This window comes from uncultured Butyricimonas sp., assembly GCF_959596855.1.
Taxonomy (GTDB): Bacteria; Bacteroidota; Bacteroidia; order Bacteroidales; family Marinifilaceae; genus Butyricimonas; species Butyricimonas muris.
The window spans coordinates 44,343-63,980 of record NZ_CAUFYA010000005.1; the positions used below are offsets into that span (position 1 = coordinate 44,343).

Sequence of the window (19,638 nt, forward strand, 5' to 3'; positions counted from 1 at the left end):
TATTTAATCACATCATTTCAGCACCCAAAGATAAGGAATTGTCTACTCTTACACGAGTATTCAAACCAAAATTATTCAACAAAAATATACCCGCGTTCAATTTTCAGCAGTTTATGTCTTTAAACTGACAAATTCTTACTATTTTCGCAGGATATTTATGCCAGAATCTAAATTTGATAATTATGTATAGAACACATACTTGTGGGCAATTAAGGATAGAAAACGCGGGAGAGAGCGTTTGTCTTAGCGGATGGGTACAAAAGGTAAGAAAACTGGGAGCCATGACTTTCGTGGATCTACGTGATCGTTACGGCATTACCCAATTGGTGGTTGAAGAGTCCGCACCCGAAGAAATTAAAAACAACGTGGCTAAACTCGGACGGGAATACGTGATTCAGGTAAGAGGAACCGTGATCGAGCGAGCCAGCAAAAACAATAAAATCCCGACGGGAGATATCGAGATATCCGTGAACGAGCTTACCGTGCTGAGCGAGTCGGAAACTCCTCCTTTCACGATAGAAGACCAAACAGACGGCGGTGATGAACTCCGTATGAAATATCGTTACTTGGACTTACGCCGTCCTATTGTACGCAAGAACATCGAATTACGCCACCGGATGGCGCAACTGGTAAGAAATTACCTGAGCAACCAGAATTTTATCGAGGTAGAAACTCCCGTGCTTGTCAAAAGCACACCGGAAGGCGCACGTGATTTCGTGGTACCTTCCCGTATGAACCAAGGTCAATTCTACGCTTTGCCGCAAAGTCCGCAGACGCTAAAACAACTGCTGATGGTTTCCGGTTTCGACCGTTATTTCCAGATCGTGAAATGTTTCCGGGATGAAGACCTCCGCGCAGACCGTCAACCCGAATTCACGCAAATTGACTGTGAGATGTCGTTCGTGGAACAAGAGGATATTCTGGATACATTCGAGGGATTGATCAAGCATTTGTTCAAAGAAATCCGGAACGTGGATATTCCCGCGCTACCGAGAATGACGTGGATTGACGCCATGGAGCAATACGGCTGTGACAAACCCGATATCCGTTTTGACATGAAATTCGTCGATTTGACAAACGTGGCAAAGGGAAAAGACTTTGCCGTGTTCAACGAGGCGGAATACATCGGGGCGATCTGTGCGCCGAAATGTGCCGGATACACCCGCAAACAAGTGGACGAATTGACGGAATTCGTGAAACGCCCGCAAACAGGAGCAAAAGGATTGGTTTACGTGCGTTACAACGAAGACGGCACATTCAAATCATCCATCGACAAATTCTATACCCCGGAAGATCTGAAGACTTGGGCGGATGCCTGCAAAGCAGAACCGGGCGACTTGCTGTTGATTCTCGTCGGACCGAAATTCAAGACGTTGGCTCAACTTTGCGATTTACGCTTGGAAATGGGTTCCCGCCTCGGTTTAAGAGATAAGGATGTATTCAAACCTCTGTGGGTGGTAGACTTCCCGTTGTTGGAATGGGACGAAGAAACCCAGCGTTTCTACGCAATGCATCACCCGTTCACCTCCCCAAAACCGGAAGACATTTCCTTGATGACAACCGACCCGGGTAAGGTTAGGGCAAACGCCTATGATATGGTAATCAACGGCGTGGAAGTCGGTGGTGGTTCTATCCGTATCCACGACTCTGCACTACAATCCAAAATGTTTGATTGCTTGGGAATCTCGCACGAGACAGCGCAAGAACAATTCGGTTTCCTCATGGGTGCGTTCAAATACGGGGCTCCTCCTCACGGCGGTATCGCTTTCGGGTTTGACCGTCTTGCTTCCATGTTCGCCGGACTCGATTCAATCCGCGACGTTATCGCTTTCCCGAAGAACAACTCCGGTCGTGACGTCATGCTTGACGCTCCCTCCGAGATCGCGAAAGAACAATTCGATGAACTAGGCATTCAATTGAAAACAAATTAATTTACGATTTATGAATTACGATTTACGATTACAAAAGCGTTGGCTTGCGGACGAGAAATCTAAAATCATAAATCTTTAAATCTAAAATTGATAAGGTGTTTTTTAAAGACGTCATAGGACATGAAGAGATAAAGCAACGACTGATATCTTCCCTGCAATCGGGAAGAGTCAGTCATGCTCAACTTTTTGCCGGGGAAACGGGAGCGGGTTCACTGGCTTTGGCCTTGGCTTTCACACAATACCTGTTTTGCACGGGAGACAAACACGAAGATGCCTGCGGTGTCTGTCCCGAATGCAAAAAAATGCAGAAGTTGATTCACCCGGATCTGCATTTTGTGTATCCTGTTGTAAAATCCACGAGGATAAAAACACCTATCAGCGACGAGTATATCAACGAATGGCGAAAACTCTTGCTCGAAAGTCCCTATATAGACCTTGAAAAATGGTTAAGTGCCATGGGAGCGGACGAGAACGCCCAAGCCATGATATACACGGAGGAAAGCGGCAACATTCTCCGCAAACTAAACTTGAAATCATTTGAATCGGAATACAAGGTGATGATCATCTGGTTGCCCGAAAAAATGAAAGCGGAATGTTCCAACAAACTACTCAAGATACTGGAAGAGCCTTACCCGAACACGCTTTTCCTGTTAATAACGGAACACGCGGAAGAGATTATCAACACGATCCTCTCCCGTACGCAGCGAATCAATATTCCGCCATTAACACAACAAGATATCGCGGAACAACTGGTACTGCAAAAACGACTGGTTCGGGAATCCGCCGAGGAGGTGGCTCACGTGGCTTCCGGGAGTTGGCTGAAAGCACTCCGGATGTTGAACGAAACTGACGAAACGATATATAACCAAGAGAAATTCGTACAGATGATGCGCTTGTGCTGGGAGCGCAAGATGCTTCCTGTCAACGAATTTGTCAACGAATTGGCCTCTCTCGGGAGAGAGAAACAAAAAAGTTTTCTAATCCATTGCACCCGGATGTTACGGGAGAATTTTGTCCGGAACTTTGGGATAGAAAAAATTGTATACATGACAGAAAGAGAGAAGACTTTCTCCACGAAATTCTCTCCTTACGTGCATGAAGGAAATATCATTCCTCTTTTCGAAGAATTCGAGAAAGCATACAGCGACATCATTCGAAACGGGAACGGGAAAATTATCCTCACGGATCTTTGTATCAAAGTGATGCAAAACATCAGACCGTGACGGGAGAACTAAAAAATAAAAGGTAAAAACTAAAAATTGAAGCATTGGAAAAACGAAAATATTTACTCGAAAGACAGAAGTCCACTCATTTTCAATTTTCAATTTTCAATTTTCAATTTTCAATTTTCAATTAATACACTATGAGCGAAATAACTGAAGATAAACAAGAAAACATTGAAAATAAAGATATAAAGCAGCACCCCACGGTTGTTCCGGTAATTGACCATCGCCTGTTGGCAGGAAAACTTACCGTCTACAACTGGATGCAGGACATTCCGGAAGGTTGTACCCCATCCGATATCGTGGAAGTAAGATTCAAAAACACGCGCAAGGGCTTCTTCTTGAACAACAGCAACTTGAAACTGAATATCGGGGACATCGTGGCGGTTGAAGCGGCTCTCGGGCACGATATCGGAATCGTATCGCTCACGGGTGAACTCGTGAAAGAGCAAATGCAGTTGAAAAGGGTTGACTTGGAGCGCAATCCGTTGAAAAAAGTATACCGGAAAGCCAAACCGCACGACATCGAGAAATGGCAACAAGCCATCGCGTTGGAACACGATACCATGATCCGATCGCGAATCATCGCCGCAGACCTCAATCTTGACATGAAGATTGGGGATGTGGAGTACCAAGGAGACAAGACCAAAGCGATATTCTACTACATTGCCAACGACCGGGTGGATTTCCGGAAGTTAATCAAGATTCTGGCGGAAACATTCCATATCCGCATCGAGATGAAACAGATCGGTGCCCGTCAGGAAGCCGGACGTATCGGTGGTATTGGTTCATGCGGGCGTAAACTATGCTGTTCGACCTTTATCACGAATTTCATTTCCGTATCCACATCCGCAGCGAGATATCAGGATATTTCATTGAATCCCCAAAAACTCGCGGGACAATGCGGCAAATTAAAATGCTGTCTTAATTACGAGGTGGATGCCTACATTGACGAACAAAAGGACTTCCCCTCATCCAATGTATGGTTGAACACGGGCGAAGGTATGCTCTATCACCAGAAAACAGATATTTTCGGACGGAATATGTCCTACTCCTTTGACAAAGAAGGACGCGGCGCACTGATCAAATTACCCGTGGCACGAGTAAAAGAGATCATCGCCTTGAACAAGAAAGGGATCATTCCGGCGAAAGCACTTGAAATCGACAAGAACGAAGCGGTAAATATCAAATATACCGACGGTGTCGGCGAGGAGAGCTTGAATCGCTTCGACGAAAAGAAAGAGCAAGGTGGCAGACGCCGTAATAGAAACAGGAACCGGAGAAATCCTCAAAAAGAAAATAACAACGAGGAAAACAAACCGAGAGAAAAAGACGTAAATGCCTCCGGGGAAAAAGCCGAAAAGAAGACTTTGACCAAGAACGAGAACAGACCCGGCAACAGGCAAGACAATCGCCAAGGCAACAATCGTCCGAACAACCGTCAAGGTAACAATCGGAATCCCCGAAGACAAGGAAGTAATCAAAATAACAGACCGGAAAACAAAAACAATAATAAACCGGAGAATAAAGAAAATAACAAACCAGCTGAACAATGAACAACTATAGACCATTCGCGGGCATGACTCCCGCAGTAAAGGTTATCATCATTATAAACGTCATCATATTCCTATTGATCAACACGGTAGGACAGAAACTGAATTTAGATCTGGTGAACATATTCGGCATGCACCTGCCGCAATCCCCGGATTTCAAAATATACCAGTATATCACGCACATGTTCACGCAACAAGGGCTCGCGCACCTTTTCTTCAACATGTTTGCCGTGTTCATGTTCGGTCGTATTCTTGAATCCGTGTGGGGTACCAAACGATTCGTGATCTACTATTTCGTTACCGGTTTGGGTGCCGCGGCACTCCATTCACTGGTAAGCTGGTACGGGGTTCATAACATGCAGGAACAATTCTATGCCTTTCAAAGCACTCCCGAACCGGGACTGTTGGCCGAGTTCGTCCGGGCGCACGTGAGCAACCCGAAATTCGTGTCATACGCGATGCAGATCGTGGATCAGTGGAATCAATATCCCTCGAACCCCCAGTTCGCGCAAATGGGTGAAGAAATATTCAGGAATATCATACAGGCATACCAGAATACTCCGACAATCGGGGCTTCCGGTGCCGTATTCGGTATATTGTTAGCGTTCGGAATGTTATTCCCGAACACGGAACTCTTCCTGATGTTCATCCCGATTCCGATCAAGGCAAAATATTTCGTGCTCCTTTACGGTGCAGCCGAATTATTCTTCGGGCTTCAAAATTCAGTAGGGGACAACGTGGCACATTTCGCTCACCTCGGTGGTATGTTATTCGGATTCTTCCTGATCCTCTATTGGCGGAAACACAGTAAACGATTTTATTAGAAATAAACGGATATGTATAACAACTCGTATGGTTCGAACTTTTCAGAAGGAATTTGGGGCGGGATAAAAAGCTCGTTCAGACAGGGTTCTGCACTGACCAGACTTATCTATATCAATATAGGAGTCTTTATCATCATCAAGTTGATTGCCGTCGTGATCACCTTGACAGGTGGAAAAAATGTCGACGCCATGCTGTTGCCCTACATGGGAGTCCCCGCTCTACCGGAAAATCTTCTCCATACCCCGTGGACCATCATCACCTACATGTTCACCCAGTTCGGATTTATCCATCTACTGTTCAACATGCTATGGTTATACTGGTTCGGGTCTATTTTCCTGAATTATTTCTCCGGCTCGAAACTCACGGGAGTATATCTTCTGGGGGGTATCAGCGGGGCAATCGTGTATATCGCCGCTTATGCCATATTTCCGGCATTTGAGGTCGAACGGTTCTACTCGTGGGCTATCGGAGCTTCAGCCTCCGTCATGGCTATCGTGTTTGCCGTTTGTACCTATCTCCCGAATCACAAGATATACGTCTTTCTGATCGGTCCCGTGAAGTTAATCCATTTGGCCATTTTCACGGCAGTAATTGACCTTATCAGTATCCCGTCGGGAAACGCGGGAGGACATATCGCCCATTTGGGAGGTGCCATATTCGGCTATTTGTTCACGTTGTCCATGCGCCGCAACCTTGACCTCACGGGCGGTCTTATGTCACTCCTCGACAAACTGGGTAAACTTTTCAGTAAACCGAAAAAGAAAATGCATGTCAAATACAAAAAGAAAGTATCCGATATGAACGACATAGAATACAACGAGTACAAGAAACAAAAAGACATCCGCATCAACGACATTCTGGATAAAATCTCCAAACACGGCTACGAAAGCCTGACAAAAGAAGAAAAAGAGATTCTGTTCAAATCAAAAAATTGAAAGTTGAAAATTGAAAATTGAAAATGACAGGTCACCGCTCCTCCTCTGTTTATAGAGAAGGTGGCTGCGAAGCAGACGGAGGAGTTCAATCTAAAATTTAAAATCTAAAATCATAAATTAATTTGGTTCGTCTATTTAACACGGTTATGAGGATCATCACGATTGCGGCAATGATCGGCTTGCTGGGAAGCTATACTTCCCCGTATGTAAACCCGAACACGTTTTATCCTTCGTCACTACTGGGACTCGCTTACCATTACCTGTTAATAGCAAATATCATATTATTCCTCTATTGGCTCTTCCGGTGGAAGAAGATCGCCATTCTTTCTTTTTTAGTCATCGCTTCCGGGTACCCGTTTATCACAACTTACTATGCCTTAAACCCCAAAGTAGCACCGGACGCACCTCACGATCTTTCCATCTTGACTTACAACATCCGGCAAATGAACGCAAATAACTGGATGCAGGAGAAAGATGCACCCAAAAAAATCATGGATTACATCAACAACAGCGATGCAGACATCGTGTGTATACAGGAATTTCCCAACCGGGACGCTTCTTTCCAGAAATTTCCGGAATACAAATACCGCTATCGCAACAAGGATGTTGCCTTAATCTCCCGTTATCCTATCATCCATAAAGGAATAATCAAATTCCCTCCCGGCAATGCCGCCGCTTGTATTTACGCGGACATCGACGTGAAGGGTGACACCGTCCGGGTATACGCCATTCATTTGGAATCCTATCGTCTTGGCAACAAAGAAGAACAAATCTATAAAAACCTAACTAGCGGTAACACGGAAAACGCCACGCAAGGCGTCAAAAAAATATCCTCACGCCTCGTTCACGCGAACCGCAATCGAGCCAACCAAGCCGTTGAAATCAAAGCCCACATGCAACAATCCCCTTACCCCGTGATCATATGCGGCGACTTCAACGACACGCCTCTCTCCTATGCCTATCATACTTTATCTACCGGAATGACCGATAGCTTCAACGAAAAAGGACGTGGCCTCGGGAACACTTACATCGGGGAATTTCCCTCGTTCCGTATCGACCACATCCTGCACACACCATTATTCAAAACTGTATCCTATACCCGGGATACTGTCAGGTATTCAGACCATTACCCAGTGAAAACGAAACTAAAATACGCCCCTTCGCATAAATAAAAGAAAGAAATTATCATGTAATAAAACTTTCGCTATATCATATTTTAACCAAATTCTGTGGTTATAACCGCAGAATTTATATGAATTTTGCGGTTACAACCACAGAATTTCATATATTTGTCCAAAAGAAAGTTTATATGATAAACAGGGAAATCTACAATTCAATACTCGCCGATTTTAAAAGAAAAAAAGTTATTGTACTTCTAGGTGCAAGACAAGTCGGAAAAACAACATTACTGGAAAGGCTATCTTCCAAAGAAAAGAAATGCTTATTCTTAAATTGTGACAACCTTGATGACAAGTTGTTGTTAGAGGAAAAAACATCGACAGAACTCAAGTTATTGTTATCATCTTACGAGATCATTTTTATTGATGAAGCCCAAAGAGTAAAGAATATAGGTCTGACAATTAAAATGATCGGTGATTTAAAACTAGCCGGACAAGTGATTGTTACAGGTTCTTCTTCTCTTGATATGGCAAATGAAATAAATGAACCGGCGACAGGACGTATCATAGAATATCAACTATTCCCATTCTCGTTATCCGAACTTGCAGCTCATACATCCGAAAGAGAAGAACAACGTTTATTGGAACAAAGAATGATTTACGGTCTTTATCCTGAAGTTATTAACGAACCGACCGATGCCAAACGAACTCTAGTAACCCTTGCCAACAATTATCTCTACAAAGACCTTTTCACTTACAAGGGAATGAAGAAGCCTGACATCTTGCAAAAATTAGTCAGGGCTTTAGCATTACAACTAGGTAGTGAAGTATCATACAACGAATTAAGTAATTTATTAGGAGTGGACAAGGAAACCGTGGAAAACTACATCAATCTCCTTGAAAAATGCTTTGTTGTCTTTAGACTGGATTCATTCAATCGTAACCTTAGAAACGAAATAAAAAAAGGGAAGAAAGTATATTTTTACGATAATGGAATCAGGAATGCTGTCATTTCTAATTTTGCACCATTGGAACTACGGAATGACGTGGGTGCGCTTTGGGAAAATCTAATGGTATGCGAAAGAGTAAAACGTAATTCTTATTCCAAAAACTTTGCCATTCCATATTTTTGGCGTACCCATAACCAAAAAGAAATTGATCTAGTAGAAGACCAAGACGGAATACTAACAACCTTCGAATTTAAATGGAACACTAAAAGTAAAACTTCCATACCGAAAATCTTTGCAGAAACTTATCCAAACTCCATTTTCAAAGTGATAACACCAGACAACTTTTGGGAATTTGTCAAATAAACGGGAAAACCGATAGCTTCAACGAAAAAGGACGTGGTCTCGGGAACACTTCATCGGGGAATTCCCCTCGTTCCGTATCGACCACATCCTGCACTCACCATTATTCAAAACCGTATCCGACACCCGGGATACGATCAAATATTCAGATAAAGCACACTACTTTCTATAAACCTTCCATATATTGTTTTATCATCCGTTGCATATATTGCATCTGCATCTGGTCAGCAATTCCGGCACTTACCACGAAAGCTTGGTTCAAACATTGCTTGGCTTTCTCCACGTTGTCCGTGTTCTGGAAACATTGAGCCAGTATCACCAAAAAGCGAGTATGCATTTCCGCATCCATATCTTTCTTTTCCAAAGCCTTCGTGATCCAATCAATGGACTTCAGGTAAGCATTCTTTGTCAACTGCCCGTTATAAGCCATCGATAAATCCTCTAACGCCTGCCCGTAATCTCCCGACTCCACTTGATCACCTTTTCCGGCAAAATATTTATCCATGTTTTCGAAAAACTTTGCCTCGTCATGCCGGTGCAAATAATAAGTAGCGTCCGCCAGCAGCGTGATAGCATCCAACACGCTCAACGAACCGAACGAGATCTCGGAATACACCGGTTTCAAATCCTTGTTCACCCGATCCAAACGAGCCTTGTAAGCCAAATCGCCTTTCTTACATAACTGAACAATATACCCGTTATTCAAGGCGATCAAGTACCCCGCAACCTCTTCTTTTTTCACCTCCTGAGCGAATTTATCATAATTGGCGGCAACGAAATCGAACACCGGATCCTCTTTAGAAGTCTGCGGATGATATAACATCAATATCTGAAAGTCCTTCTCGTTAATCATGTCCTCCAACTTCTTATTTTTCAAATAAGTTGTGAAAAGGCTCTCGATCCGGGTCGTCCACTTCTGCCGGTCATATTCCTCCTGTGTCGGCAAGAAAAGGGGAGCATCCAATAACAGTTGTTGATGTAAATCCAAATCGTTCTTTTTCTTCTTGAACTTTTCATACAATTGCGTGAAACTCAACTCTTCCCCTCTCGCGATCTTCGCTTCTTTCAGAAGAGCTGCCGCCTCCATGGCTCCCTGTACCCGTCTCAACTCTTTGCCTTCCCCGCTGATAAATACCATCGTGGGTAAAACCTTCACGTCATATTTTTTCGCCACCGCGCTATTCTCCTTTGCCTCCACGTTCACCTGCACGCAAACAAAATGAGCGTTAAAATACTCTCCCACCTCCGGCAACGTGAATATCCGTGTAGCCATCGCCTTGCAAGGTCCGCACCAGTCCGCATAAAAATCAACGAACAAATCCTTTTTCTCCTCCTTCGCCTTCTTCAAAGCCTCGTCAAAAGAGCCCTTGAACACCACCATCTGGGCGGACAAATTTCCCAGCATCCCGATCAGGAACACTAACATATAAAATAATTTCATCATAAACTCTGATTTAATTTACTAAAGAATCAAATTCAAGATTTATCATACTATTCCTCCAGAATAAACGTAAACGCATCCTCCAAAACCGCACGTTGTCCCTCGTTTTCAACGACAACTGACACGGTATAAGTTCCCGCGGGAGCCTCTACATCAAACGCGACAAACATGATTCCTCCTCCCATGATCGACAGGGATTTACGGAACAACTCCGCGTTTTCCGGTTTTTCGTTCTTTATCTCGCCAATAGAATAAGTCATAGGTTGGGTTCCCAATATTCCCCCTAACGGAGAGGTATTCCACGGTATATTATACTTCAATGTATTCTCCAACTTTGCCACCCCATCCGTAATCTGTGCGGCAGAATCGAAACCCAGTTCCTTTGCTATTCGCTTAAGTTCGTCCCGCTTGTCCCATCTTTCATTCTCTAGTTTTCTAATTTCAGCATTGATACCTTCACGTTCCTCCATTAGCCTGTCATATTCAGCCCGCATCTCATCAGTTGCAGTTCCCGCCTCTATCTCGTAATTAAGATCATACAATATATCATCAATATCATATATTTCATATCGTTTCTCTTCTATCTCCTCTTCTATCGCTTCAAGCCGCTGATTTATAGGACCTGCCTGTTCATTAAATTTTGCCTCATATTCCTTATACTCCACCAGCCGCTCCTCCACATTGTAAAGGAATAGCGTGTCTATCGAATAAACGGCATTATTAGTCTCCAGATATCCCACCTCCACCTTTTCACAAGCAGAAAGGCCGAAGACAAAACCTAACATCAATACATACATAATTCTTTTCATAACACACCTGTTTAAAAGTTTTTGAAGTCGAAATCGTAATTCAAAGCTTGCACAATCCCGTTCGTGGTCTGTATATCCGTTGAAGCGACTACTTCATTTTTACCACCTATCACGTTATGGCTGGCAACAAACAAACTAACGGCTCCGACATCCTGTACATTTTCCCATGTACTTCTCACTGTCCAAAGAAAAAGTTCACCCCGGATACTCTGTAAAGTAGTTCCTTCCCTCTCGTCGTAATCGTTTGAAATTCTCACCCGGTTACCCCTGGGAATATCTTTCAACATCACTCGTTTCGGGACAACCAACTTTTCCAATACATCTTTGCATTTAGCAGCAGAAATATCCGTCACCCGATGCAAGAAATTCGGATCATTTTCCTCCAGATTCTTGTTAATATCCAACATATACCCGCGGATACTGTGATTTGTCAAACCGAAAAAAGTAATCTCTTTGTACTCTCCCGTACCGTCGAAAAGAGATTTTAACCCGGCGTGCTCGATCATAATAATCGTGGAGTCCCAATCATAACCATCCGTGTGAAAATACTCCCACATAGAACAATCATGCTTCCCGTTCGCCAAGCCGCCATCGATATAATTGTACTTCGTGCAGGAACTTCCTAACACGACCATCAGGGCAACAAAGCCCATAAATGAATATCTTAATTTTGATGCCATAACCAATATGTATTTTGTTTCACTGATGTGTTCTCTTCCATAGATTTTCTCGCTACCGGTAAATATAACGCCCCGTTTTTCACGTCTTCATCCGTCAATGCCGCGTACTTGTATGACAGGAAATAACTTTCCCCGTACATATCCGCATACGGGTATTCCTCCCGGTAGTAACCATTTCTCACGATGTCAAAATAACGTTGTCCTTCCCCGAAAAGCTCCCGCTCCCGTTCGTAGAAAATCTCCTTTCGCAGGATTTCCGAGTCCGTACTTCCCGAGTATTTTTCCAATCCCGCACGTTCCCGAACCCGGTCTAAATCCTCCACGGCAGTAGCCATTTTCAAACGTGTCCGGCATTCCGCCCTTAGCAAAATCAAATCCGCCAACCGCCATACCACCCGATCGCCGTCCATCGCCAACAAAGAAGACTCTCCTCCCTCAATAATAGTAGGATTAGTAGAATTAATCACCTTATCCCACTTGTTTAAAAAGGCGTATTGAGAAATAATTTCCACTTCTTCTTCCACGTAATCATCTAACTCCGGGTCATAAACCCAGTCTATACTCGGGAAAGTCACTTCTCCCAAATCTTTCCAGTACACCGCCTTTCGCGTATCGGCAGGATCCGAATAAATATTCTCGACGGTTTCAACCGTTATCTTCGGCACGTAAGCATAATCGAAATCTTCCACGGTAACACCCGTGTAAGGCCAAGCCAATAAAAGTAGCCCCGAATAACGACACTCAAAAAAATTATTCCAATAGCGATCTTCGTCTCGCGAATTTATCGCGATACTAAAAATCGTTTCATCGCTATTACGACCGACACCCAATGCTTTATCTCGCATCTCCCCAATCGTTTCTTCCAGAGCGTAAGAACCGACCTTATTATCAATAACAAGCGAAGCATGCTCTTCCGCTTTTTTCCAGTATTCCTCCTTGCCGTAAAGTCCACCCATCCAGGCATAGATATTGGCTAGCAACGTGTGTACCGTACCTAAACTGGCATACTGTTTCGAGGAAACACTATTTCCGTTAGCATCCGTCAGCTTGTCATGCGTGGGAAGAATCAAGGCTATTTCCGCGCACCGTATCGCTTCCCTCAAAATCGTATCCACGGAACTTTTTGGCACCTCGCTGATCGATTCCGTTCCGGGAGCCAAGGGAACATCCCCCCAGTTACGCGCCAAATCGAAATACATATAGGCTTTTATAAAATTAGCCTGGGCAATCCAATAATCCGCTCTTTCTTCGGAAATATTTTCAAAACGGAAACGATTTTCTTCAAGCATATTGGTTAGATAAATAGCGTTATATTGCAGGGCCCAATTCTCTTGCCTTTGCATATTAAAAAAGCTATTTTTATCCAATTCCCGGTATCCGTTCCGTTCTGCCAGATCATCACACCTTAAACCCGTGTAGTCGAATGTCCGAGAAATGACATCCCCACATACTCTCTTCTCATAACCGAACATCGCTATCAACGTGCTTTCCAAATCCTGTTCGCTCTTGAAATAGTTCAAATAAGTAACCGACTTCTCCGACTCCACGTTCAACCAATCATTACATGAGAACAACGGCAAGAGCAATATCATGACAAATATCTTTTTCATATCCATACTCTTTAAAAATTAATGGTTAACCCAACGGTAAACTTTCTCGGCAACGGGTAAGCTTGTAAAGCATCCACACCCGAAGTAATATCCACGGTTTCCGGATCCAAACCGGAATAATTCGTCAACAAAAACAAATTCTCCATCGTCAGGAACAACCGCACACCCGAAAGACCGACCTTCTTGGCTATCCGCTCGTGCAAGTTATATCCCAAGGTGAGTTGTTTCAATCGAATGAAATGCACATTCTCAATCGCTTCATCATACGTACCAACGTATTGGTTATTCAGAGTCGAGTACAACTGCACGCGAGGAAAATCATGATGCTTGCCATCCGGTCCCGTCCAGACATTATAGTTACGCACGTCCCCAAGTAAAGGACTTCCATCCGTCATTGCCACGTCCGCATTCAAATATTTATACGAATTGATCGTGTGCCGTCCCAAAGAATAAGTGAACAACACGTTCAAATCAAATTGCTTCCACGTGATTTCATTGATAAACCCGCCATGTGCCAAAGGAAGAGGGCTATCCGCGTAATACATATCATCACTACTAATTTTGCCGTCGCCATTCAAATCAAGGATTTTCCGGGTTCCCGGGAAAAAGATAGCGTAAGCCCCTTCAGCCGTCAAAGGCTTGGGTATGCCGTTCGATTCCGTGAAATAACGCGGCACCTCGTCCATGCTATTGTAGAATCCGTCCGTTTTATACACGGATATCCGGTACAATGGTTTTCCCAGCACATTTCCCTGTAAATCGCGGTTATTGGCACTTTTAACAAAGCGATTCCAGTTCCGGGAAATATTGAATTTCATCCTCCATTTCACAGCCGTTTCCCGGAAGAAATCGGCAGTCAATTCCACTTCAAACCCTTGGTTCTCCACGCCTAAATCATTTCTCCACTGGAAATTATGGAAGGAAACATCGGTAGGAAGTTTCATTTGATTCAATTGTCCGGTAGTCTTGCGGTAGTAATAATCGGCAGTCAATTTAACCCGGTAATTGAACAAACTGACATCCAAACCCAAGTCGTACTGATCTGTCTCCTCCCAAGTCAACTTCCTGTTAATAACACCCCCGGAAGCATCCGGCTCAATCCCGAAACTCCCGTTAAAAGAATTCTCACTATCCTTCATCAACCCGTGAGCCAGATAACGCTGTCTGAATTTTTGTCCCGATTTCCCCCAGCTGACACGTACTTTACCGAAACTCAACCAGTACAAATTCTTCAAGAAAGGCTCGTCCGAAAAAGCCCACCCCACGGCTACCGACGGGAAAGTCGCCCAACGCACTTTTTCACCGAAAACAGAAGAACCGTCCCGGCGAATTGTCGCCTCAAGCATATATTTCTCCTTGTAATTGTACATGAAGCGACCGAAATAACTGTTCATCCGTTCTTCCTCGAAATCCGAAGAGTAAGTATACGCGGAACCATACATCGGCTCCTGTTTATCCTTAAGTGCAGGATCAACCAGATTCACTAAGCCGTTCTTGTCCCCCCATTGCCCTTGCACGTATTGCACGAAATCATTCGGCCCATTACGACCGGAACCGGCGTTTGAATAAGCTTGATCTTTCTGGAACGATAACCCCAGTAATATGCCAAAATTATGATTCTGTCTAAGCGTAAAACTATAATTTAACAAGTTTTCATTCAAAATCGACAAATTACGACCGATATTCCCGTCCGATACAGACCAATGATAATACTTATCCAAGGCACTCGGCTGGAACTGGTTCAAATTTTCCTGGCTATAGTCCACGCTACCCGAAATCTTCAAATTCAAATTACGAATAATTTCATAGCTCAACACCATCCCGTAACGAGCACCATACCCGTGATTTTTCTGGGAAACGGAATTCAATCTCTCCAGCATATATTCCTTAATATAAGAACTCCCGGGATACAAAGTCGTCGTTTGCATGGGATTCACGACAATTCCTTCCACCTTTTTGGCAGAAGACGTGTTCCCTCCCCGGCTCCGGTCCGTGTAAGACAGAGAAATCTGGTTATCCAAAGTAAGACGTTCCGTGGGATGAACCGAAACATTCGTCAACACGTTCACCCGCTGGTAATCGCTACCATTCATGATACCTTCTTCCTTGTAATAACCTGCTCCCAGCATATACCGCACCTTTTCCGTTCCCCCGCTTGCCTGAATATTCGCGTTGTACACGTTCGCCGTGCGATAAGTGTACCTCCACCAATCCGTGGAATTGTTATAAAACTCGTTCAAACTATCCTGCAAGAAAAGTGCGGTATTACAATTCCCGTTTGTCCCCCAAAACCAATCATACTCGGGTTGATTGGTTGAAGTTCCCTTAAAATTATAAATCTCCTCGTAAGAAGTGGGTATTTTCCAGTTTCCATCCTTGTCTTGATAGGGGGTAACCGTATTCCGTAACCCGTAAATATTAAACTTACGTTCCAAGTTTCCTCCCGTCTGCGTGGGAGTCTCCGGCAACCATGATGCAGAATAAGAAACATTTACCGAAAACTTAGCCTGTCCTGAACGTCCTTTTTTCGTGGTAATCAAAATTACCCCGTTACCGGCACGCGACCCGTAAATAGCGGCGGAAGCCGCATCTTTCAACACTTCGATTGACTCGATCATCGACGGGTCTAAGTTCGACAAGGTATTCGTTCCCGTGATCGGGGAAGTAAACGCCTGAATAGGCACCCCGTCTACCACGTAAAGTGGCGTCCCGTATTTCCGATCATCTCCCTCTGCACTACGCTCTCCCTCTTTATCGACAAAAAGAGAATTATACCCCCGAATCGCCACGATTGAACCACCTCCTCCCGGAGCCCCGGACATATTATTCACTTCTACACCTGCCATATGTCCCTGCAACAAACTCTCCAAACTATGCGTCGGCAACTCCTTTATATCGTCCGCCCTCACGGACGATATCGCACTAATCACCGTCCGTTTCTTCTGTTGCCCGTAAGCGATTACCTGTACTTCATCCAACCCGGCTACATCCTCTTTCAAGATCACCCGGATAGAATCCCGCGTACTTTCCGAGAATGCGATTTGCTGTGTTTTGAAGCCCACGAACGAGAACTCCAGCGTTCCCTCCGTGATCGGCAAATGCAACGCGAACTTACCGTTCTGGGCAGTTGCAGTACCGACAGTAGTACCCATGAGCTTTACCGTCACACCCGGCAGAGGCTGCTGCTTCTCGTCCAGCACCACACCCGAAACCAGTAACCCCTTTTGCCCGGAAGCCGTCGTCTGCACGAACGGGCGCACGACAACCACGTTTTCCTCGATCTCGAAACGATAATTTTTCCCGAAAACCAGGGGAAGCACATCCTTCAACGGTTTAGCCGTCACGTCCACGGTCACCTTTTGATTTACGTCGACCTCCCGGTTGCTAAAAAGAAAATCTTTACCGGTTTGTTTTCTCAATTCTTTGACGACATCCCCTAACGGCATATCTTTCACGTGAAGAGTGATCTTGCTATCCTGGGCGTTTGCCGGCATCGCCGTCATGCACAAGCCACAAAACAACAAAACCAAAAACGCTCTCGTCACCCGAAAAGACCGCAAGCAGAAACTCCGGGGAGCCTTCTGTTGCATGGTTTGATTTTTTTCCATAACTTTGTATTAATAGTTTAACATCACTAATCCCGAATCCTACTTCGGATTAGTTTCTTGAACAAGACGGTATCTGCGCTAACAGATGCCGTTTTTCCTTATAATGAAGCTGTCACCGTCACCGTGCGACCGGAAATCGTGAAGCAAACATCCGTCGTTTTCTCTATCATATCCAATGTCTGCCGGATAGAATTATCTCTCCAAACCGCTCCCGTGAACTCGTAAGACTTCAACTCCTCGCTCGCCCAGAACACCTGCAAGTCGTACCACCGTTCCAGTTGCAACAATATCTCTTCCAACGGCATTCTTTCAAAATAGAATCGTCCATTAATCCACGTGATATAATCCTCCGGATTTACCTCTCGCACACGGATATTTCCCCCCAACAAAGCCGCCTGTTGACGAGGTTGTAATACAACAGCCGTATCGGACATCATTCCCGCAACCTTCACGCTCCCTTCCACCAATGTCGTGAAAATTTGCCCGTTCTCCGGATAAGCATTGATATTAAATTCCGTTCCCAATACCTCTATCATAGCATCCCCGTGCACATCCACCCGGAACGGGCGTGTCGTATCCCGTTGCACCTCAAAATATCCCTCGCCTTTCAAGAATACCTTTCTTTCCCCCGAAGCAAATTCTATCGGAAAACGCAACTCGGAATCAGCATTCAATCGTACCCGACTGCCGTCATTTAACACCAGCGTGTATTCTCCTCCCCTCGGAACGATAATCGTGTGATAAGACAACTTGGGATTCTCAGCCTTCACCGTGTTGTACATCAACGTTCCCAACGTATCTACCGCTAAAGCGATCCCATCCTCCCGCCAGATCGTGTCCACGTGAGGTTTTGACAACTCCACCTTTGTCCCCCCGTCCAGCACCAAGTAAGCCCCGTGCAGACCGGTAGTGTCCGCGATAGTATTCTCCGCGACAAGTTTCGGCATCTGCCCATCCTCCCGGTACAACAAAAACAATATTCCCAATGCTAACGGAAGCATCAACACGGCGGCATACCTCGCGAAACGAAGTATTTTCCGCTTCCTCGTCTTCTGCCTCAAATCATCCTGTATCTTTTCCCATATCCGCTCGTGATTCGCCTCCAGTCGGGTTTCTCTCAAACGAAGCAATTCCTTTTTCACGTGGGCATATTCATCCTTTCCCAACTCCTTTCGCAGTTCATCCCACCTTACCGCTTCCCCTTTCGTAAGGAAACGGCGTAGTATATTTTCAATATGAACAGTATTCTCTTCTTTCATTTCTTCATCTTATATCCCATTAACAAGATGAGAAGAAAAAAGGGTGAAAGAAAAAGATATTTTTTTCAGAATAAAATCAAATTATATTTACCTCATCACGATGAACACCTCTATTTCAATAGAATAGTCAAAAGTACAATCAATACTTTTCCCGGAATATTCAAATCGGAACGTAATTTTTTATACCCGAAACGCACTTGTGTCTTTACCGTGTTGATCGAAACACTCAACTGGTCAGCTACCTCCTGATACTTCAACCCTTCCACGCAACTAAGAATAAATATTTCCCGACATTTCTCCGGCAATCGGTCAATCGCTTCCAACAACTGCCGCCGCAATTCTTCCAGTTCATCGTCGTCTTCCCAACAAAATTCATCCTCGTCGGAATGTAAAACCGCCTGCCGATATTTTTCCTCCACTCGCTCCCGCACTTTCTGGTTAATGCATATATTTCTTACCGTTCGTTGAAGATAACCGCAAATCGACTCCGAGTAAGACAACTTCTCCCGCATCGTCCAAAAACGCACGAAAGCCTCCTGCACCAAATCTTCCGCCACGTCTTGATCCCGGCAAAAACCCATGGCATAAGCATACAACATATCCACGTACGTTTTAAAAAAATACTCAAACGCACATTTATCACCTTGCTGCATTCGTGAAAAATAATCCCGTTCCTTCTCTACTGTACTCATTTACGCCAAGTTTGGAAGGCAAATGTAACAATAATAAGCAAATCACGAAACACATTTTCAAATATAAATACCAATCAACATGTCAAAGAACTTCTCCAATACCAAGATACTACCCGCCTTACCCTTTCTCCAACCATTTTTCATAAAGAGCCCACGTGTTTTCATAAACACCCCCGTTCAAGACATGAACACACCTTCAAGTAATCTATATCCCGTACCGAATCCGGCCTAATCAGTACACACGCCTACACCACACTCTGAACATTCCCGCATCAAAAACACTCCCAAGCGCCTTTGATGCGGGAGTGATTCGAAAGTGATGCGTGTTTGACACGGGAATTCCACGGGTTCTCTTCGGATTCTGCCCGAATCCTAATATACCACATAACTCCGCAACCACCTATCAATTAACCGAAAAGAAAAATCCCGGACATAAAGGTAATCTTTCCCCTAAAGTAGGCTCCTTCATTCGATGTTCTACCGTTATTGATTCGCCATAGATATACCCCGAAGCATCTCTACACTGTGTATACAACAAACGCACAACCGCATTACAACTCAAGTATTACCCATTTGCATCACGACATTAGGCGGAATAAACCAAATGTAAATCAATAGTTTACTTCACCACCCGGAAAATTCAT

General features: G+C 44.4%; 14 protein-coding genes. 7 read left to right on the forward strand and 7 right to left on the reverse strand.

Annotated elements, in window-relative coordinates:
- Positions 1–182 precede the first annotated feature (182 nt).
- The 7 genes from aspS (at position 183) to Q5866_RS03610 (ending at position 8,898) form a co-directional block, all read left to right on the forward strand.
- A complete protein-coding gene (aspS, locus tag Q5866_RS03580; RefSeq protein WP_303178849.1) occupies positions 183–1,931 on the forward strand; it encodes an aspartate--tRNA ligase in 1,749 nt (582 codons plus the stop codon).
- A gap of 95 nt (positions 1,932–2,026) precedes the next feature.
- Entirely contained in the window at positions 2,027–3,154 is a 1,128-nt protein-coding gene (locus tag Q5866_RS03585; RefSeq protein WP_303178850.1) for a DNA polymerase III subunit delta, read from the forward strand.
- A 140-nt stretch (positions 3,155–3,294) separates the two neighbouring features.
- A complete protein-coding gene (gene ricT, locus Q5866_RS03590) occupies positions 3,295–4,710 on the forward strand; it encodes a regulatory iron-sulfur-containing complex subunit RicT (RefSeq protein ID WP_303178852.1) in 1,416 nt (471 codons plus the stop codon).
- The gene (locus Q5866_RS03595; protein ID WP_303178854.1) at positions 4,707–5,531 is read left to right on the forward strand and encodes a rhomboid family intramembrane serine protease; all 825 of its coding nucleotides are present in this window, start codon (positions 4,707–4,709) and stop codon (positions 5,529–5,531) included. The genes ricT and Q5866_RS03595 overlap by 4 nt, the downstream gene beginning before the upstream one ends.
- A gap of 12 nt (positions 5,532–5,543) precedes the next feature.
- Positions 5,544–6,467 carry a rhomboid family intramembrane serine protease gene (locus Q5866_RS03600; RefSeq protein ID WP_303178856.1) on the forward strand — a complete coding sequence of 308 codons (924 nt, stop codon included), beginning with the start codon at positions 5,544–5,546 and terminating at the stop codon, positions 6,465–6,467.
- 146 nt (positions 6,468–6,613) lie between these two features.
- The gene (locus tag Q5866_RS03605) at positions 6,614–7,639 is read left to right on the forward strand and encodes an endonuclease/exonuclease/phosphatase family protein (protein WP_303178858.1); all 1,026 of its coding nucleotides are present in this window, start codon (positions 6,614–6,616) and stop codon (positions 7,637–7,639) included.
- Between the two features lie 137 nt (positions 7,640–7,776).
- The gene (locus Q5866_RS03610) at positions 7,777–8,898 is read left to right on the forward strand and encodes an ATP-binding protein (RefSeq protein WP_303178859.1); all 1,122 of its coding nucleotides are present in this window, start codon (positions 7,777–7,779) and stop codon (positions 8,896–8,898) included.
- A 163-nt stretch (positions 8,899–9,061) separates the two neighbouring features.
- Here Q5866_RS03610 and Q5866_RS03615 read toward each other — a convergent pair whose 3' ends face one another.
- The 7 genes from Q5866_RS03615 to Q5866_RS03645 form a co-directional block, all read right to left on the reverse strand.
- A complete protein-coding gene (locus Q5866_RS03615) occupies positions 9,062–10,339 on the reverse strand; it encodes a thioredoxin family protein (RefSeq protein ID WP_303178861.1) in 1,278 nt (425 codons plus the stop codon).
- Positions 10,340–10,386: 47 nt separating this feature from the next.
- Entirely contained in the window at positions 10,387–11,145 is a 759-nt protein-coding gene (locus Q5866_RS03620) for a hypothetical protein (protein WP_186974557.1), read from the reverse strand.
- Between the two features lie 11 nt (positions 11,146–11,156).
- A complete protein-coding gene (locus Q5866_RS03625; protein WP_186974558.1) occupies positions 11,157–11,825 on the reverse strand; it encodes a hypothetical protein in 669 nt (222 codons plus the stop codon).
- Complete coding sequence (locus Q5866_RS03630; RefSeq protein WP_186974559.1) at positions 11,810–13,435, reverse strand: RagB/SusD family nutrient uptake outer membrane protein; 1,626 nt, start codon at positions 13,433–13,435, stop codon at positions 11,810–11,812. Before Q5866_RS03630 ends, Q5866_RS03625 begins: the two co-directional genes overlap by 16 nt.
- An 11-nt stretch (positions 13,436–13,446) precedes the next feature.
- The gene (locus Q5866_RS03635; protein ID WP_303178863.1) at positions 13,447–17,043 is read right to left on the reverse strand and encodes a SusC/RagA family TonB-linked outer membrane protein; all 3,597 of its coding nucleotides are present in this window, start codon (positions 17,041–17,043) and stop codon (positions 13,447–13,449) included.
- Between the two features lie 98 nt (positions 17,044–17,141).
- The gene (locus Q5866_RS03640) at positions 17,142–18,302 is read right to left on the reverse strand and encodes a FecR family protein (protein ID WP_303178864.1); all 1,161 of its coding nucleotides are present in this window, start codon (positions 18,300–18,302) and stop codon (positions 17,142–17,144) included.
- A gap of 110 nt (positions 18,303–18,412) precedes the next feature.
- Positions 18,413–18,994 carry an RNA polymerase sigma-70 factor gene (locus Q5866_RS03645; RefSeq protein WP_303178866.1) on the reverse strand — a complete coding sequence of 194 codons (582 nt, stop codon included), beginning with the start codon at positions 18,992–18,994 and terminating at the stop codon, positions 18,413–18,415.
- Positions 18,995–19,638 lie beyond the last annotated feature (644 nt).

Bases quoted from the DNA above. Each gene is read 5' to 3' on its own strand.
- Q5866_RS03625 (WP_186974558.1), bottom strand. From the start codon at position 11,825: ATGGCATCAAAATTAAGATATTCATTTATGGGCTTTGTTGCCCTGATG.
- Q5866_RS03640 (WP_303178864.1), bottom strand. From the start codon at position 18,302: ATGAAAGAAGAGAATACTGTTCATATTGAAAATATACTACGCCGTTTC.
- Q5866_RS03615 (WP_303178861.1), bottom strand. From the start codon at position 10,339: ATGATGAAATTATTTTATATGTTAGTGTTCCTGATCGGGATGCTGGGA.
- Q5866_RS03635 (WP_303178863.1), bottom strand. From the start codon at position 17,043: ATGGAAAAAAATCAAACCATGCAACAGAAGGCTCCCCGGAGTTTCTGC.
- Q5866_RS03645 (WP_303178866.1), bottom strand. From the start codon at position 18,994: ATGAGTACAGTAGAGAAGGAACGGGATTATTTTTCACGAATGCAGCAA.
- Q5866_RS03630 (WP_186974559.1), bottom strand. From the start codon at position 13,435: ATGAAAAAGATATTTGTCATGATATTGCTCTTGCCGTTGTTCTCATGT.
- Q5866_RS03605 (WP_303178858.1), top strand. From the start codon at position 6,614: ATGAGGATCATCACGATTGCGGCAATGATCGGCTTGCTGGGAAGCTAT.
- Q5866_RS03600 (WP_303178856.1), top strand. From the start codon at position 5,544: ATGTATAACAACTCGTATGGTTCGAACTTTTCAGAAGGAATTTGGGGC.
- Q5866_RS03610 (WP_303178859.1), top strand. From the start codon at position 7,777: ATGATAAACAGGGAAATCTACAATTCAATACTCGCCGATTTTAAAAGA.
- ricT (WP_303178852.1), top strand. From the start codon at position 3,295: ATGAGCGAAATAACTGAAGATAAACAAGAAAACATTGAAAATAAAGAT.
- Q5866_RS03595 (WP_303178854.1), top strand. From the start codon at position 4,707: ATGAACAACTATAGACCATTCGCGGGCATGACTCCCGCAGTAAAGGTT.
- Q5866_RS03620 (WP_186974557.1), bottom strand. From the start codon at position 11,145: ATGAAAAGAATTATGTATGTATTGATGTTAGGTTTTGTCTTCGGCCTT.
- aspS (WP_303178849.1), top strand. From the start codon at position 183: ATGTATAGAACACATACTTGTGGGCAATTAAGGATAGAAAACGCGGGA.